Source organism: Pseudoclavibacter sp. CFCC 14310, from assembly GCF_008831165.1.
Taxonomy (GTDB): Bacteria; Actinomycetota; Actinomycetes; order Actinomycetales; family Microbacteriaceae; genus Pseudoclavibacter_A.
In genome coordinates this window covers 20385-38474 of sequence record NZ_WBKC01000004.1, presented here as the reverse complement: position 1 = coordinate 38474, position 18090 = coordinate 20385, and the positions used below count along the sequence as shown (strand labels likewise).

The window sequence follows — 18090 nt, the reverse complement described above, 5'->3', positions numbered from 1 at the left end:
ACGACCACAGCACGGATTCACGAGACGGGGAAGAGAGATCATGAGCAACGCATTCGGCGGCTGGGGGTCGTCCACGAACGACGGCCGGGAGCAATCCACCGGACAGACAGAACCCCGGTTCGGTGCGAACCCGTTCGGTGAGGCTCCGTCGGTGGGCGACCAGACACAGAGTCCCTTCGGCGCCTCTCCTGCAGGCGGCCAGCCGCCGTTCGGCGAGAAACCGTTCAACGAGACGCCGCCGGATGCCGGTCAGTCGCCGTTCGGCGGTGCTTCCGCTGCAGGCGGCCAGCCTCCGTTCGGTGCCGCACCCGGACTCGGCGGCAGCCCGTTCGGCAACGCCCAACCTGCTCAGAGCCAGAACCCTTTCGGCACGTCGGCTGTCGCGTCTGCAGCGAGCACTGCGACGCAGAGGCCAGGAAGACCACTGCTCTGGCTGGGCCTTTCCTGCCTTGCCAGTGTTCTCGGTGTGTTGGGAGCACTGCTGCTGCCTGCATCCTTGGTCTATCTGCTTCTGGCCTGGCTGTTCTGCGGTCCGATCGCCATTCTGCTCACAGCTGTCTATGCGACTCAGGACACGAAGATGCGCACCCTGATGACCTATTCGCCGCCTGCGTGGGCACGAATCGCGTACTGGTGCACCTTGGGGCTGAGCTTCGCCAGCATCCTTGTCGTGTCGCTTACGTTCGCTCTCTGGGCAGGAAGGCTCTGAACGATGAACAGCACTCATAGGGTCAAGACCTCGATGTTCCGAGGTGCTGCCGCGACGCTGGCCGCCGCAGGGCTGCTCGTCCTGCCGTCGTTGGCCGGTTGGGGCGGCCCGAGCGACCTGGCCTCGGCCTCTGAGACGCAGCAGGCGGCTGCTTCCTCCGCAGCCGCATCCGCTGGTTCTGCCGGGCCCGACGGCCTTGCCGCCTGCGCCGCCGCTGGCGGGCAGGTCGACGTGCTCATGCTCATCGATGAGTCCGGGTCACTCACAGAGAGCGACCCGGATGGCGCGCGCGTGCGCTCTGCCCAATACCTGGTCGACAGGCTGGCCGACAACGCCTCAGACCAGAGCCGTGTCGATCTGTCGCTGATGGCCTTCGGCGACCGTCAAGATGAGCTTCGTGGATGGACTCGGGTCGACCAGCACACCGGAGACTCCCTCAGAGGTGACATCGAGTCGCTGCAGCAGCGCTCAAACGGAGTAGACACCGACTACTGGAGCGCTCTGAACGCGGCCAATTCGGCGCTGGCGTCGAAGCGGGCGTCGGCCCCTGAAGGCGTGCGCAGCTGCCAGACCGTGCTGCTGTTCAGCGACGGCAAGCTCGACTTCTACCCGAGACAGAGCATCGTCTCACAGCAGCGCTACGGCACGCAGCGTGATTTCGCGCCGGGCCTGAACATCACGAGTCCAGATGCAGCCGCTCAGGCTGCAGACCGTGCGAAGTCGGATCTGTGTCGTGCTGGCGGGTTGAGCGACCAGCTCAGAAACGCAGGCGTGACCGTCTACGCTGTCGGACTCAACGCCGGGTCGTCGTCTGCCGACGACTTCTCACTGCTCAAATCGATCGCGACCGGCAAGACCGACGGGGGCGAGTCGTGCGGCGAGCATGTCGACCCGGTTCCCGGAGCCTTTTTCCTGGCCTCGAACATCGACGGCCTCCTGCTCGCGTTCGACTCACTGGCCGATCCTGCGCACAAACCCATCGAGAGCAAGAGCGGCATCTGTCAGCACGAAGCCTGCCTCGACAAGGCACACCACTTCGTTCTCGACGATTCGACCCCAGGAGTCACGCTGCTGGGCACGGCCGACACCAGTGACGTCGAAGCGACGATCATTCAGCCTGACGGCCAGGAGATCAAGCTTGACAAGGGCGCATCCGATGCGCAGCAGATCTCGGCCGAAGGCGTGGCCGGCACGTACCGGTGGGAGTCGTCGAGCACGGTTCTGGTCAAGCTGACCGCGAACGATCCCCATTCCTCCAGCTGGGCGGGCGAGTGGTCGCTGGCATTCATCGACCCGAACGGTGCCTCACCTGACGGCACATCGCGCACCAACATCCACATCGCAGGCGACCTGAGACCAGCGCTGGCGTCACCAGAAAAGCCGGTCTTCACCAAAGGCGCAGACGGGCCGGAGCTCACGGTGCAGATTCGAGACGGCAAGGGCGGCGTGGTCGATCCGAACTCGATCAAGGGCGACGTCGACTTCTCGCTCACGCTGATCGATCACACCGGAAAGTCACACGAGCTGTCGCATACTGCCGACAAATCGCAGATCGGGGCTCCGATCACCGCGAACACCGGCGACTTGCAGGTCGGTACCGGCACGCTGCAGGGCTCGCTGACCATCACGACTGCTGCGACACAGCGCGCAGACGGCACGCCAGTCGCTGGGACGAAGCTGGCACCCAGCACGTTCGAGAACACGGTCGATCTGCGTATGCCTGCGAACTATCCGACGGTGTCGTCACATCTCGACTTCGGATCGGCGACCGGGCCGGTCGATCTGCAGAGCGGGCTCGAGGTGTCGGGCAACGGGTGTGTCTGGGTCGATTCGACGGACGCCGCAGAAGTGACGTCGCTGGCCACCGGTCTCGATTCTGTGCAGATCGTCAGTGATCAGGCCAATGATCAGTCGTCGTGTGCGAAGAGCGGAACCCTTCCGCTGCAGCTGAAGAGCGACCAACAGGGAAACGGCAGCGTTGACGGCACCGTGACCGTGCATCTCATCCCTGAAGGAGACGGCGAGCCCACGACTGTGCAGGTGCCCTTCACGGCATCGGTCGAGAAGCCGCTCAACTCGACGAACTTCGTGCTCGTGCTGATCGCGCTCATCGTGCTGGGAGTAGGGCTGCCGTTGCTCGTGCTCTATGCGGCCAAGTGGGTCGCGTCGCGCATTCCCAGCCAGTCGCTGATCGGTTTCATCGTCGATGTGACGGTGGAGAACGGCAGCGTGCTCAGTAATGGGCAGCAGTATCAGACCACGCTGGAGCAGCGACGCAACATGCTTACGATTCCCAAGAGGGGCACACGTTCGCTGCAGGTGGGCGACGTCACGCTGCAGACGACGATAGGGGCATCGCCTTTGGGCAGCGGATTCGTGCGGGTGAACGCTCCCGGGCGTTCGAGCGCGTCGAGCGGCCGGCCCTCGACGGATAAGACCGAGCTGTCTGCGGTGCTGCCACTGTCGCTGCAGGATCACTGGGTCGTGCTGCACACGCCAGGTCAGCCTGACGGCCAGGCCCAGGTGCTCGTGCTGCTGAGCGGACTCGCCACGGATGAGCAAGTGCGTGACTTCGATCAGAAGCTGTCTCAGGATCTGCCGAAAGTCTTCGAACGCCTTACTCGGGCCGAACAGGGTCGAGAAGCCTCAGGCCCGCACCGCTCGCCTTTCGGGCGAGGCGGCAAAGACTCAGCACCCGTGCAGTCCGCTGCAGCTCCGGCGTCTCCGTTCGCGGATACGGCGGCAGCGTCGCCGTTCGGCAGCGGTGCGAGCCCGTTCGACACCGGTACCTCCTCGGGCAGCGGTGCGAGCCCGTTCAGCGGAGGGTCCACGACGCCCGGTGGTCAGAGTCCGTTTGGGGGGGAACCGTTTGGCGGGGAACCGTTTGGCGGTGCGGCGAATGCAGACAGAGGTCAGAACCCGTTCAGTCAGAACTCGTTCGGTGCGGCTGTGCCCCCGCCTCACTCTGAAGGCCAGCTGCCTTTGCCCGGTGGCGCATCGGTGCCTCCGAAGGGCGGAGCTGCCCCTTCGGAGGGTCGCCACAGCGGGCCGCCACCTCGTCTGAACGGGAACACACAGCATCCTGATCAGGACGACGAGAGCCAGCCGCCGTTCGGGCAGAAGCCCGGATGGTAGGCGTACACCGACGGGTGCGCGACGGTACGCCGTGCAGGCCAGACGAATCAGCAGTCAGAGAGCTCGCAAACGTGAGAGAGGCGAAGTAGATGTACAAATTCTTAGTGGTCGGCTGTGGAGGTTCCGGAGGCTCGACCCTGGCCTACATGATGGATCAGCTGAAGGCACAGCTTCGCCCCGCAGGCTTTGACAGACTTCCCGGCGGCTGGAAGTTTGTGCACATCGATGTGCCCAACGCCCCAGACACACGGATCGGTGGCATCGGTAACGTTCGCACGCAGGGCGGCAGCTACATCTCGACGGCTCCGCAGTCGGGCACGTTCGGCGTTCTCGACAACGCGCTCTCGAAGCGGCTGGCCGACAACCATGCGCTGGGCGAGTACGCCACTTGGGCGCCCCGTGCTCCGGAGCAGATCACTGTGCCCATCGGCAACGGCGCGGGACAGATGCGAGCTGTGGGACGCGCCATCACGCTGGCGCGCGCGACCTCGGTCTTCCAAGGGCTCAGCCAAGCGGTGCAGGAGCTGAACACCGTCGAGGCGAACAATGAGATGCAGGCCGTCGCACTTGCTGTGCCGTCAGTCGGTAAGTTTGACTCGGCCAGCAGACCGGTCGTGCTCGTCGTCTCGTCGATGGCCGGCGGCGCCGGTGCGTCGATGGCGCTCGACGTCTGCCGAATTCTCTCGTTGGTGCCCGGCATCGACCCGGGGCTGGTCGGCGTCTTTATGGTGACGCCAGACGTGTTCGACCAGCTGCCTTCGTCGGCACGCGGCGGCGTGCGGGCGAATGCGCTGGCCATGCTCGGCGAGATCATCGCGACGCAGGCGGGGTCGGCCGAAGAGCACGATGTGAAGATTCTCTCGGCTTTGGGGCTCCAAGTGGAGCGCACGCACAAGCCGCCGTTCGGCCGCGTGTTCCCGGTCGGTCGATCGGTGGGGGCTGAGAAGACGCTTTTCGGCGACGGCTCTCAGCAGGCTGTCTACCGTGGACTCGGACGAGGTCTCGCCGCGTTGATGTCAAGCGGCAAGGCGTCAGGCGACTTTGTCGAGTTCGACCTGGTGAACGCCTCTGACCCGACCCCAGCAGACCCTGACTTCATCGGCTGGGGCACCCCTGCCGGAGCGCTGCCTTGGGGCGCCTTCGGATTCGCCACACTCTCGATGGGCCGAGACCGCTACCGGCACTACGCCGCTCAGCGCCTGTCCCACTTCGCCGTCGACAGGCTGCGCGAAGGCCATCTGCAGCCCGGCAATACCGCGTCGAGCCTCGATCAGCTGCGCCGACTCGCCGAGGCGACGTGGGGGCAGGTCGTGGAGACGGTCCAGCTGCCCCTCAGCCAGACAGGCCAGCGTCTCTCACCCAACCAGATGGCGCAGTGGATCTCGAGTACGGCCTACTCTCCGAACCAGGTCGCGCAGGATTCGACGAGCATCGTGCAGGAGCTTTCGATCGGGCTGCCACCGGCCGCTGGCGACGCGAAGAACTGGGCGATGACCGTCTCAAGCTATCTGGGGCAGCGCCGCGGGGACGCCACCAGCGCGGTGGCCCGCGAGGTCTATCAATGGGCTTTCAACTGGAGTGCGTCCATGCACCAGCATGTGCTCGACGCAGTCACCCAAGGTGTTCAGACATACGGTCTGCCCTACGGGCGTGAGCTCGCCAAGCGCCTCGAGCGCGCCATCTCGGATGAGATCACACCGGTCTTGGGCGAGGTCGGCTCGTGGCAGGTCTCCGGGGTGGGCACACTGCCCCAGGGGATCAGTGAGGCCGTCGCGAAGATGAAGGGAACGATCGCGAACGGCCCGGCGATGACCAATCAGCTGCAGAGCGAGCTGCAGGGGCAAGTTCGCGAGATGCTGTACGTGCAAGCATCGGCGATGGCGAAGACTGTTCTCGAACAGTTCGCCGCCGATGTGCTGCGTCCTCTGCAGGACTCCATCTCTGAGACGCTCGCGCTGCTCGATCAAGCTGTGCAGGAGACCCCGTCTGCCTCTGGTCTGGCGAACGTGGCGACTGAGCAGTACGTGGCCTGGCCAACCGAGAACGACGAACGTGTGCCCGAGCGTTTCGGCGTCGCCGACAACGAGATTCTGCTCACCCCGGTCGAGACCTTCAGCCAGCAGTTCGCCTGGGATCTGCCCTCTGCGATCGATCCCAAGGCCCGTGCCGGCAATGCGCTGCCGCTACAGGATGCGCTGCAGCAGGCGTCGCAGCTCGTGATCAGCGGTCTGTGGCCGGTCGCATCAGGCAGACAGGCTCCTGGCGGCCTGATCGAGACCCAGGCGCAGTGGCGGCCCGCGGTGCTCAACCGCGACCCGATCAGCAACTCGCCGCTGACGCCGTCAGAAGGTCACTACCGGTACACGGTGAAACCCTCTGAGGTGCTGGAGCGTGCGCTGGCCTTCGTCGGTCGCGAAGGAGAGTCGTTCGAGCAGTTCTGCTCAGTGTCGCTCAAAGAGTACGCACTCGGACGTGATATCAACGAGGCGCAGCGGCCTCAGCGTCGTCAGGATCTCATCGAGAAGTTCGGACAGACGCTCGCGCGGGCTTTGCCGCTGAGCAGCATCAACTCCGATGTCGTCAACGCTGTGCACGGCACTCCCACTCAGTACCGCTACAAGTTCTCTTCGATTCCGTTCACGAGCGCCCCATCGCTGGTCGAAGACCTCGAGAAGGCGATCAACGGCAGGCAGAACCTCGCTGACGAAGTGCAGTCGATCTTCAAGAAGAGCCTGACCGATGACGAGAACGTCACGAGCATCGACGTATTCGGTTCGTACCGCAACTATTCGCCGCTGGTGTTCGACGCGCTGCTGACTCCGGTGGCTCAGCAGTGGGCCGGCACCTCGGCGCAGGGCCGGCACCAGTTCTGGGACAACCGCCGCAGCCGACCTCTGGCGGCCGCGATTCCCGCAGGTCGGGACGAGCGCCACACGATGATTGCAGGCTGGTACGTCGGTCAGCTCATCGGTGAGCTGAAGCTGCCGCAGGCTCTCTCTGATCCCGTCGAGATCTGGGATCCTGAGACCCGAGCATGGACGCACTTTCCAAACCCGCTGCTCACGCCTCCGGGGGAGTTCCTCGGACAGTCGATCGACTGGATGCCTGCCGTGCTGGAGTCATATCTGCTCGCCATCTCCCGAGCGCACGAGGCACCGGTGCTCCATTCGCTGCGCCCCTACCAGCTGCTGCGACGGCTGTCTGACAGCAATCAGCTCGGCCCCGCTCAGAACCTTGTGCCGCGTGAGGCCAAGGTGCTGCTTGGCGAGTGGATGCGCGACGGCAGCACACGAAGCGGCGCTGATTCGAGAGTGGCCGGGGCGACGCCGGAGGAACGTGCGGAGCAGGCGAAGACCTGGCTGACGACGATTCGGACGTACACTGCTGAGAATTTCGTGCCCACCGGAACCAGCCATATGCGCCCCGGTGCGTTCAGCGAGATTCCGAACCGACGCGTCGCCTCGGCCACGCCGATCTTCCGAGATCTGGCACAGGACATCCTGGCAGTCACCAAAGACCTCATCGAGCTGCTGCCGGCAGCGCTGCAGAGAGCGACCACGGCTGCAGAACAGCACGCCGATGTGAGCAATCTGCTCGGAGACGACAACGGCGGCGCCTCAGCTCCGCTGCTGCCCGATTCTGGTCTGGGAGCGTTCTGATGTCGACTCACACCATCATCCTGAGCCCAGGCGGCATCGTCGACGGGCTCAAAGACGTGCTGACTGACTGGTCTGCGGCCGGTCTGATCTCCGACTTCCACTGGGTCACCCCCGACATGGTCGCCTCCGACGGCATCGATGCGCTGCACATCTCACAGGGCCGCATCACCGCTGTCGAACTTTCGTCGCTCGTGGGCACGCGCGGCGTCGAGAGAGTGCGGCTGCTCTCACTGCTGCCGGCGCTTGCAGAGGACGATTCGCACAGTGATCTCTCGGACGAGATGCGACTGGCGCAGGCTTTGGAATCCGGGCTCGACAACGCAGCACTGACTCTCGCTCGCGTGATCGTCGCGCAGAGCGACGCCCCGACGAAGGTGCCGCAGCTCGCGCTGCCCGGGTGGCACACCGTGCTGCTGTCACCCGAGGACTCTTCGGAGCCCGGAGCCGGGCGAACCCAGGTACAGGGCCTGGACGACCCGGCAGAGATCGCACGGCCGCTGGCTCCGGCGCTTGCCGCCTTCGCCGGTCTCTGGCGTGGTGTCGAAGAGTCTCCGCTGGATGCGCGGCAACCAGAACCGGGACGCGTCCTGCGCCTGGGGCGCGGGTTCTATCGTCGTCTTGACGGTGCGGCGATCGAAGAGGCGCTGCGCCAGTCGGTCTTCTCGATGCATCAGGGGCTTCCGCTGCCTGTGGTGCAGGGGGCCTCGAGCGTCTACGTCGAAGACTCCGCGCTCGCGACCAAGCGCATGAGCGAGCAGTTCTGGGCGCGACATGGCGATGTGCTGAAAGGGCCGCGAGAGGAGCTGCCGAGTCAGGGCCCGACGCAGGTCGGTTTCGGGCAGGCTCTGAAGTACTTCTTCGGATTTCTGTGGGCGGCGCTCTGCAACGCCCCGCGAAGCTGGGCTGCCGGGGTCGTCAACGCGGTGAAGGCCAAGACTGCGGCCGGCGTGCACAGCCTTGTCTTCGGCAACGATCCGTCGGCCTATCAAGTCGTGGCCGGCGGCGTACGCAGCGATGGGCTTCCGGCCAACTGGCAGGAAGTCGACCAGGCACTCACCTCGATGGGGCAAGTGCTCGACGACGGTGAGCTCGACCACTATGCGCATCCTGACCTGCAGCTGTTCTGGAACGACTACCGAGCAGCATCGCTGACACTCGCCGACGGAGGCGACCGAGTGCGCGGGCTCGGCGCGGTCTCCATCGGATCGCGTCGAGGCGTGCTGAGATCACCGGAACAGATCGTTCCGGGGCCCCGCCACCGGTTTACCGAGGTGCCGCCGAATCTTGCGCCGAACGTGTCGCGAACCGTCGTGCAGCCGTACGACGTGCGAGGCATCAGCGATCTGAACTCTTCGCTGCAGATCGCCGCACAGCAGCCCGGGCTGGGCATGTCTGCGACGCAGGCTGAAGAGCGACTGAACTCCTGGCATGCCGCCTATCGCAACAGTTTCGCGCACCACGTCGCCGATGGCATAGTTTGGGGCCTCGCGAACGTTCAGCACGAGGTGCGTGGCCTGCTCTCTCGACTTGCACAGGCAGCCGGCGCAGACAGCGAGGCGGAGCAGGTCGCCGCCGAACAGAAGAAGCTTGCCCGCCGCATGATGTGGGTGAGTATCCTCGCGCTCGCACTCATCGCCGTGCCGATCGTTTTGGGCGTGATGCAGAGAATCGCCGTCAAGATGATGGTGATCGCACTCATCGTGCTGTCGGTCGCCTGGCTGATCACGCTGCTCGTGATGTTCTACAAAGGTCAGCGTCGGCTCTTCCATCTGCTCACCGCCCGCAGACAGCTGGAACTCGAACAGGAGGTGCTGCACCACAATCTGCGTTTCGCACTTGCAGATTGCAAGCGTCTGAGCCGGGTCTATCGAGACTTTCTCGACTGGTCTGTGGTGATCGGCAGCGTCTTGGACCAGCCTTTCGGCGCAGGATCCTCAGAACCTGCAGTGCGGGTGTACGACGTCAACGACCTGCCGCTGTCGACGCGGCTCGGCCGAGCCGTGGTCGACGACAGACAGCTGATGAACGTATCTGCTGCTCTGCGATCGATCGTGTATCCGACCCAATGGCTCGACTCCTGTTGGGAAGCCTGGGTGACTGACGCACGCGAGCGCGTGCAGCCGGTCGGCGCGCGTATTCCGTTGAACGGCGACCCGGGAGCGGTGTTCGCCTACGAGCTGAACGACCTTGGTGCGGCCTGGGCCGATCTGCTGAGCACAGCTCCTGCAGACAGCAGTGTCAGCGACCGTCGCTGGAGCGAAGTTCTGCGGTACGTCGACGACAGGCGGCCCGACCTGGTGAACGCGCTGCTGCAGCGAATCGTCGTGACGGAGCGGTCAGGGGAGTCGATCGTGCTGGCGCCGGACGACTTCTTCGGCGGTCTTGCACAGTCGGAGACCGCTGGCAGACAGCGTCTCGACAGCTCGCTGCTCTCCGATGAGGCGAAGACGTCGGGAGACAGCAGCGTCGACGTTTCCTTCCGTCGTGACGTACATCTGGGTATGAGCCGAATCATCGTTCTGGCCCAGCTCTCGCGTGCGGTCGAGGAGTTCCACGTGTCGCTGCTCGATGATTCGACGGCTGGGCCGGTGAGCTGGGGCGACGCGGCCGACCCGTTCGCGATGCCCGACGAGCAGACCGACGTGAGGCCTGAGGCGTCACCGAAGGCTCGCCGACGCGACCAAGGCCCGGCACCGCTGCCTGATGTCTTCGGCGGAGAGGCCTTCTGAGCCAGGCTCAGAAGGGAAATGGAGAGACTGAATGGACAACACACAGGCAATTGGTGCGCTGCAGAGCTGGCGTGAGTACGCCGCTACTCAAGACCCCCAGGCGAAACAGCTGAAAGACTCGCATCTGCGCCTCATCGTGAAGTCCGGCGTGCAGACCGTCGACGAGCTGCAGCAGCGCTTTCCTCCGATCGTGGGGCGATTCGCGCAGCAGATCGTCGACGTGCTCGACGGGCTCGACACCGACGGCGTACGCGGTGCCCATGCAGCCTCTCACGAGGCAGAAGAGGACATATCGCCGTTCGCAGTGCCTTCTCGAAGGTCTCAGCCTGAGCAGCCGCAGCCGTCGCACACTCCAACACCGGTGTCTCCGACGACAGACACCGCTGACAAAGTCGATCCCGAGGGATTCGCCAGGTACGACTACAGCATGATGGCAGAGGAAGTCTCGTCATGCGACTACCGGGAACTGCCTGCAGGCGGGCACCAACTGCGTTGGAAGCCGCTCGTCAGTGACGCGGCGTGCGTCATTTACCGCGTCATCAGTGCAGATGAGGCACAGCCGTTCTCACCCGACCAAAGCCGAGTGATCAGCGTGACGATCGGCACTCGCGCGATCGACGATGCGCCGTTCGAGCACGCGACGCGCTACTACCAAGTGTGGGCCAACGAAGGCGCAGACGTGGAAGACGCGAAGCTCGAGCAGCCGCGTCTCGTCTACGAGACCGCGGTGGTTGCCCCTGTTCAGAACGTCGACCTGCGCGAAGACGAAGGACGGGTCATCGGCCAGTGGGACGTGCTGCCGGGAACGACGAACGTGCAGGTCTTTCGCGTGCCGGTCGAGCTGTCCCGAATGGGCATGGGCAACCCGCAGTTTCGCATTAACGCAGATGACACGAACTTGGGAGGCTTCGTCGACGCGGCCGCTGAGCGCGGCAAGCACTACATCTACCAAGTGCTTGCTGAGGCCTCCGTGGTGCAGATGCAGCAGGGGCAGCAGAACCAGGTCAACCTGCTGTCGAGCCCTTTCATCAAGGACTTGACCATCTCGGTGCAGCATGAGCAGGTTCTCGATCTGGAGTTTGCGCTGAAAGACGGCGAGACTCCGTCGTTCGACCTTCGTTGGACGCCACCCCGCGGGGGACGTGTGCTCGTCTATCGCACGATGGAGCCGCCGGCGCCGGGGCTCGATCGTCAGCCGCGTGAGATGGGCGCGTTGGAGGCGTCGAGTTTCTCGGCCGATGACCGCCTTGGTCACCCGGTCATCATCGAAGACGATCACGCGCTCATGCGCGATGTGCCATGGCCGCGCGACTGGACGCGTGCGTACTTCACCGCAGTCGTCCTCATCGGCGACAAAGGATTCGTCGGCAATACGGTTCGTGGTGTGCGCGTCGGGACGGCCAGAGATCTCAAGATCGTCGAACGTGTCGAGCAGCAGATCGTCTCGTTCACTTGGCCCAAGGGCGCTGACACCGTCTACGGGTTCCGTTGCAGTGAGAACACGACCGACGAGCAGGCTCTGCAGGGTGCCCCGCTCTTCGAGATCTCGAGCAATGACTACCGCCAGTATGGCGGCTACTGGTTCAACCCCGGGCAGCTGGCGGCCGAACGATGTGACATCGTGCTCGTTCCGAGCGCTTTCGACGGCGGAAGGAGAGCGTACGGACAGCCGACGCGAACGACATACAGAGGGCTGACCCTTCTGCGGTACCAGATCGAGCAGACCGTCGTGCGCCGCGAGCCGGTGCTTCGCCTGCAGGTGACCTCGCCGTCGCCGATTCGGGCCAGAATCCAGTTCGCCTTGATCTATCGACCTGACCGCCTGCCGCTCTCGATCACAGATGGCACCGCGCTCAAAGTCATGCCCGATGTCGAAGGCGGTGGGCAGCCGAGTGCGCTGCTCACATATCAGCAGGTGTCGCCTCAGGCTGTTCCCGGCATGGGCTGGCGCACCTGCGGCGGAGACTTCGACCCGTCGCGCGGCTTCGTGAGGCTCTTTCTGCGACTGCAGAAAGAGGCACTGCAGACGGTGGCGCTGCTCGATCCGCCGGTATACGGTCTTCGCCTCACGCCGAAGCAGTCATGGCTGTCCTTCGGCGGGAAGGAGTGATCATGCCGTCGGTGGAGAACGGGGATGCTGACGGAATGCAGGCTGTGCCAGCGATGCCGGCACCGCCGGCAAGGGACCTCTCGACCGCTCTGGCACAGCCGCCGGCATCAGCGGCGCTGCCGAAGCCGCCCAAACCGTTGCAGCCGACGGCGCCCCGCTGGGCACAGCTCACCTACGGCTCGATGCAGACGGGCAGCAAGGGCGGCTGGCAGGTCAAAGAGACATCGGGCAGTCTGAGCGAGGCCGAAAGTGCGCAGCTCGTGTCGCAGATCGTCACAAGCTTCAACGCGGTGCGCCCGCTGCCGAAGTTTCCGACCGCAGACGACCGACGCGACCAGTGGCGTCGTCTGGTGTATGCGCCGATCAGCGCCACACAGGCAGCCTGGTGGCATGCGGTCGAATGCGGCGCTGACATCACTGGACGCCCAGGCAACGTCTTCACCCACGCTGTGCTCGACCGTGATGTCGACGCTGCACGCGCAGATCCGGCGGAGGAACCGGTGCGGCCGATCGAGCTGTGGCGCTCACCCGACCTGCTCACTCCGTTCGGGGTCAAAGAGGTCGACCAGGCAGCGCTGCCCGAAGGCCGTCCCGTACCGCGTGCGACCTACCGGATTGACACTGCCGGACTCGTCGGAGCATTCGAATCGTTCGAACGGCTGAGCCTGCTGTGCGTGCTGCTGGATGCAGTTCATGCGAGTCTGCGCGGCGGGAGCCGTGTGGTGCTCGGCGTCGACTCTCCCGATGACGCGGCCTTCTGGGTCGAAGCCCTCTCACGTCTGACCTCGCCGGTCGTCACCCGTCGCTTCGGATGGTCGCTGTTCGAACGTGCGCAGGGCCTCGAACAGGTGTGGCATCGAGGTGTGCACTTGGCGGCTGTCCCGCTCGAGGATCTCGACGCCGAGCGTCGCAGGGAACTGATCCGCACCTGTGTGGTGATCGGCGAGCACGACCAGATCTCACTCGGTGGTCTTGGAGGCTCGGGTGCCCCTGCGACCCCGCACCAGACGGCTGACGGTCTTGCGATCACCGTCACCGCATGGTCTGAAATGACGCAGTTGCTGTTCAGCGACCCCGACGAGGCCGTGACGGTGCTCGACGCCATCGATCAGGTGGCCGACAGGGTAGGCGATCTCGGATTGACCCCGGAGTGGCCGCTGGCCGCCACGATTCGACTGCAGGGCGGCGGCGTCGCCGACGATGCGATCGAGGTCACCTCGAAGGTCGTCGCGAGCTCGTCTCCAGACGCCATCAGAGACGACACCGAACTGTTCGAGACGGCAGTGCAGGCCATCGACTTCGAGGTCGCTGATTCCGCAGATAAGGCCTGGAAGAAGACGCTGACGACCGACTCCCGGCAGAACAGGCTGCTGCACGATCTGTGCAGTAACTCGTATCTGAGAGCGGCGGTTCGCGATCCGAGCTGGATTCTGCAGTCTCATGAGGGCGAGCACACGTCAGGCGCACCAGTCGCGGCACCACTCGAAATCAGCGATGCGGTCAACGCGGCGTTCCTCGAACAGCTGCAGGCGGCATCCGCCGAACGAGGAGTCAAGAACCCGATCTGGGGTCTGCGGGTGGCCGACTTCGTCATGCGCGCCTACAGCGCCGCGTCACTCGAGCCTGCACCACAGCTGCGCCGGGCCCTGGCCGACACAGTCACTCTCTGCCTCACCCTGGTCATGAATGCCGACGACGATCTACGGCGTCAGAGCATCGTGCGGATCGGATCCCTCAGCGCCCCGCTGACCGAAGAGCTGGTCTACGACGCGCTCGCGCAGCCACAGGTCTGGCCCGAGTTGGCGACCGGACGCATAGGGCTGGCCGCCGCACGCGAGGGTGGCAGACTGGTGAGCTGGCTGACGAACGGTGAGCTGAGCCCGCTCGGTCGCAGCCAGGTCGACAAAGAAGCGTTCGACGTCGCTCCGATCGACCGTGAGGTCGCGATCATGCGGCTCCGCTCCGGTCTGCCGATGGATGCCGGTGTCGCGTCGCTCGCTCTGCATACGCTGATCACGGCTCGGCCGCGGTCGCGGAAGAGCGGCGTTCAGGCGGTGGCAGGGGGTACTCCGGCTGCCGAGCACTGGTGGCAGACCGATGACCCACAGCTGAACCAGTCCATCGATGCCTACCATCCCCCGGTGAGTGTCGTCGACACCGTTGATCGGCTGCACCCGGGCAGCCTTCCACCGGCGTGGTGCATCGCCGCTCTGGCGTGCAGCCCTGCAGACGACGTATCGGCTATGCATCTGGCTGAACGCCTGGTCGCCGCGTCGAAGCCTCAAACGCCAAGCCGGCCTGAGCATACGCTGGCTCATCTGCGGCAGATTGCTCGCGCGGCCCGCGCAGGCGCCGATCTCGCAGCCGACCAGCCGGGCGAGCTGTTGCGGCTGCTCAACGGGTGGCCTCGAACCGCCGTCGACTGGGAGCTGTTCGCCCCGCTCTATCTGGCTGACGTCGTGTGGCTGCAGCAGTCCATCACAGAGCCAGCGCAGCGTCCGCCGCAGCCGGCCAATCCGTCTCAGCAGAATTGGGTGCTGATCGAACACGCGATGCGAGGGCTCAAAGACACCAAGCCTCTGCTGCACCTGTTGAAACATCGCATACCGGTTTGGAAGACGCAGGATGAGCTGAACAGCGCAGGAGGTTCCCTGGGACTGCTGTCGTTTCAGCACAGCGCAGAGGCCGAGGAACTGGGTGCCACCACATCGAGCGGCCAGTGGTTTGCCCTGGCTCTGCCCGGACTCACAGACGAACCGGTGCCGCTTTGTGATCTGCCGCTGCTTCTGCTGCTGCAGGAGGCCGCAGGTCGGTCGACGCAGGACAGAGACGACGCGGCAAGTGCAGTCACGGCCGCAGAACATGAGAAATCCGGCGGCAGACACAGACCCCCCGACGCAGAGCAGGTCATGCTCACAGCCGCCGACCTGAAAGACGCTCTGTCGCAGTACCTGACACCGAGGCTCGTGGCGCAGGGGTATGGCGAACGCGAACTGGCGAAAGCCCTGTCTCGGTGGGCGAAGCAGATCGAAGGCCGACGGTTTGACAAGCAGGCGGCCGGCGGGCTGTTCTCATGGGGCCGGAACGCACTTCGTACACATGACGCAAAGAAAGGGCGTTGATCGTGCCAACATACATACTCAAAGAGGGCACGCGCGCGACGCTTCGCCCCGCACCGGTCATGATGTCTGTTCGCGTCGAGGGAGACGGAGCCTCGCAGCTCGTCGCCCGCGGTGAGATGGGCGACCTCCCCGGTCTGGTGCGACCGCGCAGTGACATGCTCATCATTCCGAATCTGATCGGCAGCGCAGATGTGCTCATCGAACCGGTCAACGCCGCGTCGTTTCCATCGCCCTCCAAAGTAAGTCTCACGCTCACAACCGACGCCCAGGCGTCAGCGGACCCAGTGCAGGTTGTACTGAACCCGACGGATGCCGCGGGGCTGTCGAGCCTGCCGCTGTTGCATCTGGAGCGCACGCCCGAAGGAATCGTCGTCACCGGGCTCTCGACCAAAGAGACCAGCCGCGATCTCGGCGAACTCGGCGGGGCTGCTCGAGTCGTCGCCGCCAAGCTGCTGGGCACGACGCACTACTCAGGCGTCGATGCGTCCGGAATCACGCTCCTGGTCGACGACTCTGCGTCGATGCGGCAGTGGGCTGAGAGTGGTGACGCACGTGGCGCCCTCGAAGTGTTCGACGGCGTCGCAGAAGTCGTCGCAGGGTCGCTGCGGCGCACCTGGCTGCAGTCGGCCGACGATCGCATCGTACCTGTGCAGCTGGCTGCCGAACAGACATTCGGCTCTGCCACGAATCTCACGGCGAGCCCCTCGAATGCGCCGGTCGACTCGGGAGCGCCGAAAGCATCCACCGCAAGCTGGACGAGATCAGGGTTCTCGATCCAACGCTACGCGACGGCTCTGCAGATGCTGAATCCGGGTGAGCGCGTCTTCGTGCTGACCGACGCCCTGCCGGCTGACGCGCTGCAGACCGCTCGTCGTTCTGCCGGTCTGCGCATTCACTATCTGGTGCTCGGCGACCCCGCGGCCGTCGCGCTGCAACAGGACGCAGCCGGGCTGTGCACTGCGTTCGACTGTGTGCGACGGCGGCTGCAGCAGACGCTGAAGGCGCGTCCTGAAGAGCTCGGTCGCATTGTGCGGTCGTTGCTGGGGGCGGGATTCGCACTGAACGACGCGTCGGCCCGAGGAGGACGATCATGACGACCAAATGCCCGTACTGTTTCGCGACGATTGACGCAGACTCAGCGGCGTGGGTGTGTAACTCGGGGCTGTGCGAGGCAGCAGAGGACTTGGTCGCGTCACAGTTCAGCTTCGAGCCGGTGTACGTGGGGCCAATGCTGCAGCAGCAGCGTCCGCCGGACGCCCCACGCTCATGGAGCCTGGCGGATGGGGTCTGCTGTCGGTCGTGCGGCCACCCCATGCAGGAGGCCTGCGTGAACTGCCACCGCACGCTGCCGCCGAACTGGCGACAGACGAACACGGTGTGCATCTCGATGAGCGGCGCTCGAACCACGGGTAAGAGCCTGTACGTCGCCGTCGTGGTGCAGCAGCTGCGGGCTTGGGCACAGCAGGTGGGCACGGCGATGATGCCTGCAGACGAGAACACGCAGCAGAACTACAAAGAGATCTACGAAGACCCGCTGTATGCAGAGCGCGGGCTGATGCAGATGACTCCCAGTGCGAAGACGGGCACGTCGTATCAGCGTGAGCCGCTGATCTTCAGCTTGGGGCGTGTGCAAGGGGTGCCGTGGCATCTCGTGATTCGTGATGTGGCCGGTGAGGATATGGAGAACCCGCCTCAGGGAGACCAGTTCTCGTTTCTTGCGCACGCTGATGCGATCTTCTTCATGTTTGACCCACTGACCGTGAAGAACGTGCGCGACCGATTGATTGATCTGATTCCCGCCCCAGGCATGCTCGGAGGCGAGCCGATCAGCGTGTTGGCGAATCTGCTGCGACTGACGGAATACCGCCCGCAGAGCCTGGCGATCATTCTGTCGAAGTTCGATGCCGTTCAGGCGCTCAAAGACGTCGACGACGCCGATTTCAGTCCGATCATGTCGAACAGCGGGGCGGCGCTGTTCCGGGATCCCAGCCGGCTGTCACCGCAGTACGACCAGAACGACGGGGCGCTGCTGTCTGAGGAGGTGCGCAGCCTGCTCTTTCGGCTTGGTGCGCAGGACATCGTGTCGAGCGTCGAGAACTCGGCGACGGGACAGCCGATTCCGCATCGGTTCTTCGCGGTCTCAGCTCTCGGTGAGTCGCCTGAGGGTGAAGAGCTGAGCGAGCGCGGCATCGTTCCGTTCCGATGCCTCGACCCGATGAAATGGGCGATGAGCAACCAAGGGGTGCTCCCCGTGCGGTAGCAGTCAGGGGAAGCTCTGGTCTTGGGGAAGCTCTGCTCGTGGGGCTGCCCTGGTTTTGGGGCTGCCCTGATCGCGGGGAAGCTCTGATCGTGGGGCTGCCGGGATAGCGGGGATGCTGCGCTGAGGCTGCCGGGGCGGCGTCGTGGTGGGCGGCGCGGGCACGGTTCCGCTCAGATGTACACGGTTCCGTCGAGATCACCTCGATCAGAGCGGAACGGTGCGCATCTGGACGGAATCGTGCACTTTCGAGCAGAACCGTGCGCATCTGGGCAAAACCGTGCGCGTTTGTGCAAAACCGTGCGCACGGGGTAAAACCATGCACAGCAAGGGGGCGATCGACGGCACCGAGCCGGAGGGGAATCAGCA

General features: G+C 64.7%; 8 protein-coding genes. All 8 read left to right on the top strand.

What is annotated here, in order from left to right; translation table 11 throughout:
• Positions 1–40: 40 nt before the first annotated feature.
• On the top strand, positions 41–709 hold the full coding sequence (locus F8O06_RS09715; RefSeq protein WP_158038417.1) for a hypothetical protein: 669 nt from the start codon (positions 41–43) through the stop codon (positions 707–709).
• A 3-nt stretch (positions 710–712) separates the two neighbouring features.
• Positions 713–3844: a VWA domain-containing protein gene (locus tag F8O06_RS09710; protein ID WP_158038416.1), complete on the top strand. Its 3132-nt coding sequence runs from the start codon at positions 713–715 to the stop codon at positions 3842–3844.
• 89 nt (positions 3845–3933) lie between these two features.
• Positions 3934–7503 (top strand): tubulin-like doman-containing protein, encoded by a 3570-nt coding sequence (locus F8O06_RS09705; RefSeq protein WP_158038415.1) that lies wholly within the window; start codon positions 3934–3936, stop codon positions 7501–7503.
• On the top strand, positions 7503–10232 hold the full coding sequence (locus F8O06_RS09700; protein WP_158038414.1) for a DUF2768 domain-containing protein: 2730 nt from the start codon (positions 7503–7505) through the stop codon (positions 10230–10232). The genes F8O06_RS09705 and F8O06_RS09700 overlap by 1 nt, the downstream gene beginning before the upstream one ends.
• A 31-nt stretch (positions 10233–10263) precedes the next feature.
• Positions 10264–12342 (top strand): hypothetical protein, encoded by a 2079-nt coding sequence (locus F8O06_RS09695; protein ID WP_158038413.1) that lies wholly within the window; start codon positions 10264–10266, stop codon positions 12340–12342.
• A gap of 2 nt (positions 12343–12344) precedes the next feature.
• Positions 12345–15464, top strand: coding sequence for a hypothetical protein (locus F8O06_RS09690; protein ID WP_158038412.1), 3120 nt, complete (start codon positions 12345–12347; stop codon positions 15462–15464).
• A 2-nt stretch (positions 15465–15466) separates the two neighbouring features.
• Positions 15467–16558 carry a hypothetical protein gene (locus tag F8O06_RS09685; protein ID WP_158038411.1) on the top strand — a complete coding sequence of 364 codons (1092 nt, stop codon included), beginning with the start codon at positions 15467–15469 and terminating at the stop codon, positions 16556–16558.
• Positions 16555–17724 carry a hypothetical protein gene (locus F8O06_RS09680; protein WP_158038410.1) on the top strand — a complete coding sequence of 390 codons (1170 nt, stop codon included), beginning with the start codon at positions 16555–16557 and terminating at the stop codon, positions 17722–17724. The genes F8O06_RS09685 and F8O06_RS09680 overlap by 4 nt, the downstream gene beginning before the upstream one ends.
• Positions 17725–18090 lie beyond the last annotated feature (366 nt).

What these genes read in the sequence shown, in the direction of transcription:
- F8O06_RS09715 (WP_158038417.1), top strand. Translation starts at nt 41, where the DNA reads ATGAGCAACGCATTCGGCGGCTGGGGGTCGTCCACGAACGACGGCCGG.
- F8O06_RS09710 (WP_158038416.1), top strand. Translation starts at nt 713, where the DNA reads ATGAACAGCACTCATAGGGTCAAGACCTCGATGTTCCGAGGTGCTGCC.
- F8O06_RS09705 (WP_158038415.1), top strand. Translation starts at nt 3,934, where the DNA reads ATGTACAAATTCTTAGTGGTCGGCTGTGGAGGTTCCGGAGGCTCGACC.
- F8O06_RS09700 (WP_158038414.1), top strand. Translation starts at nt 7,503, where the DNA reads ATGTCGACTCACACCATCATCCTGAGCCCAGGCGGCATCGTCGACGGG.
- F8O06_RS09695 (WP_158038413.1), top strand. Translation starts at nt 10,264, where the DNA reads ATGGACAACACACAGGCAATTGGTGCGCTGCAGAGCTGGCGTGAGTAC.
- F8O06_RS09690 (WP_158038412.1), top strand. Translation starts at nt 12,345, where the DNA reads ATGCCGTCGGTGGAGAACGGGGATGCTGACGGAATGCAGGCTGTGCCA.
- F8O06_RS09680 (WP_158038410.1), top strand. Translation starts at nt 16,555, where the DNA reads ATGACGACCAAATGCCCGTACTGTTTCGCGACGATTGACGCAGACTCA.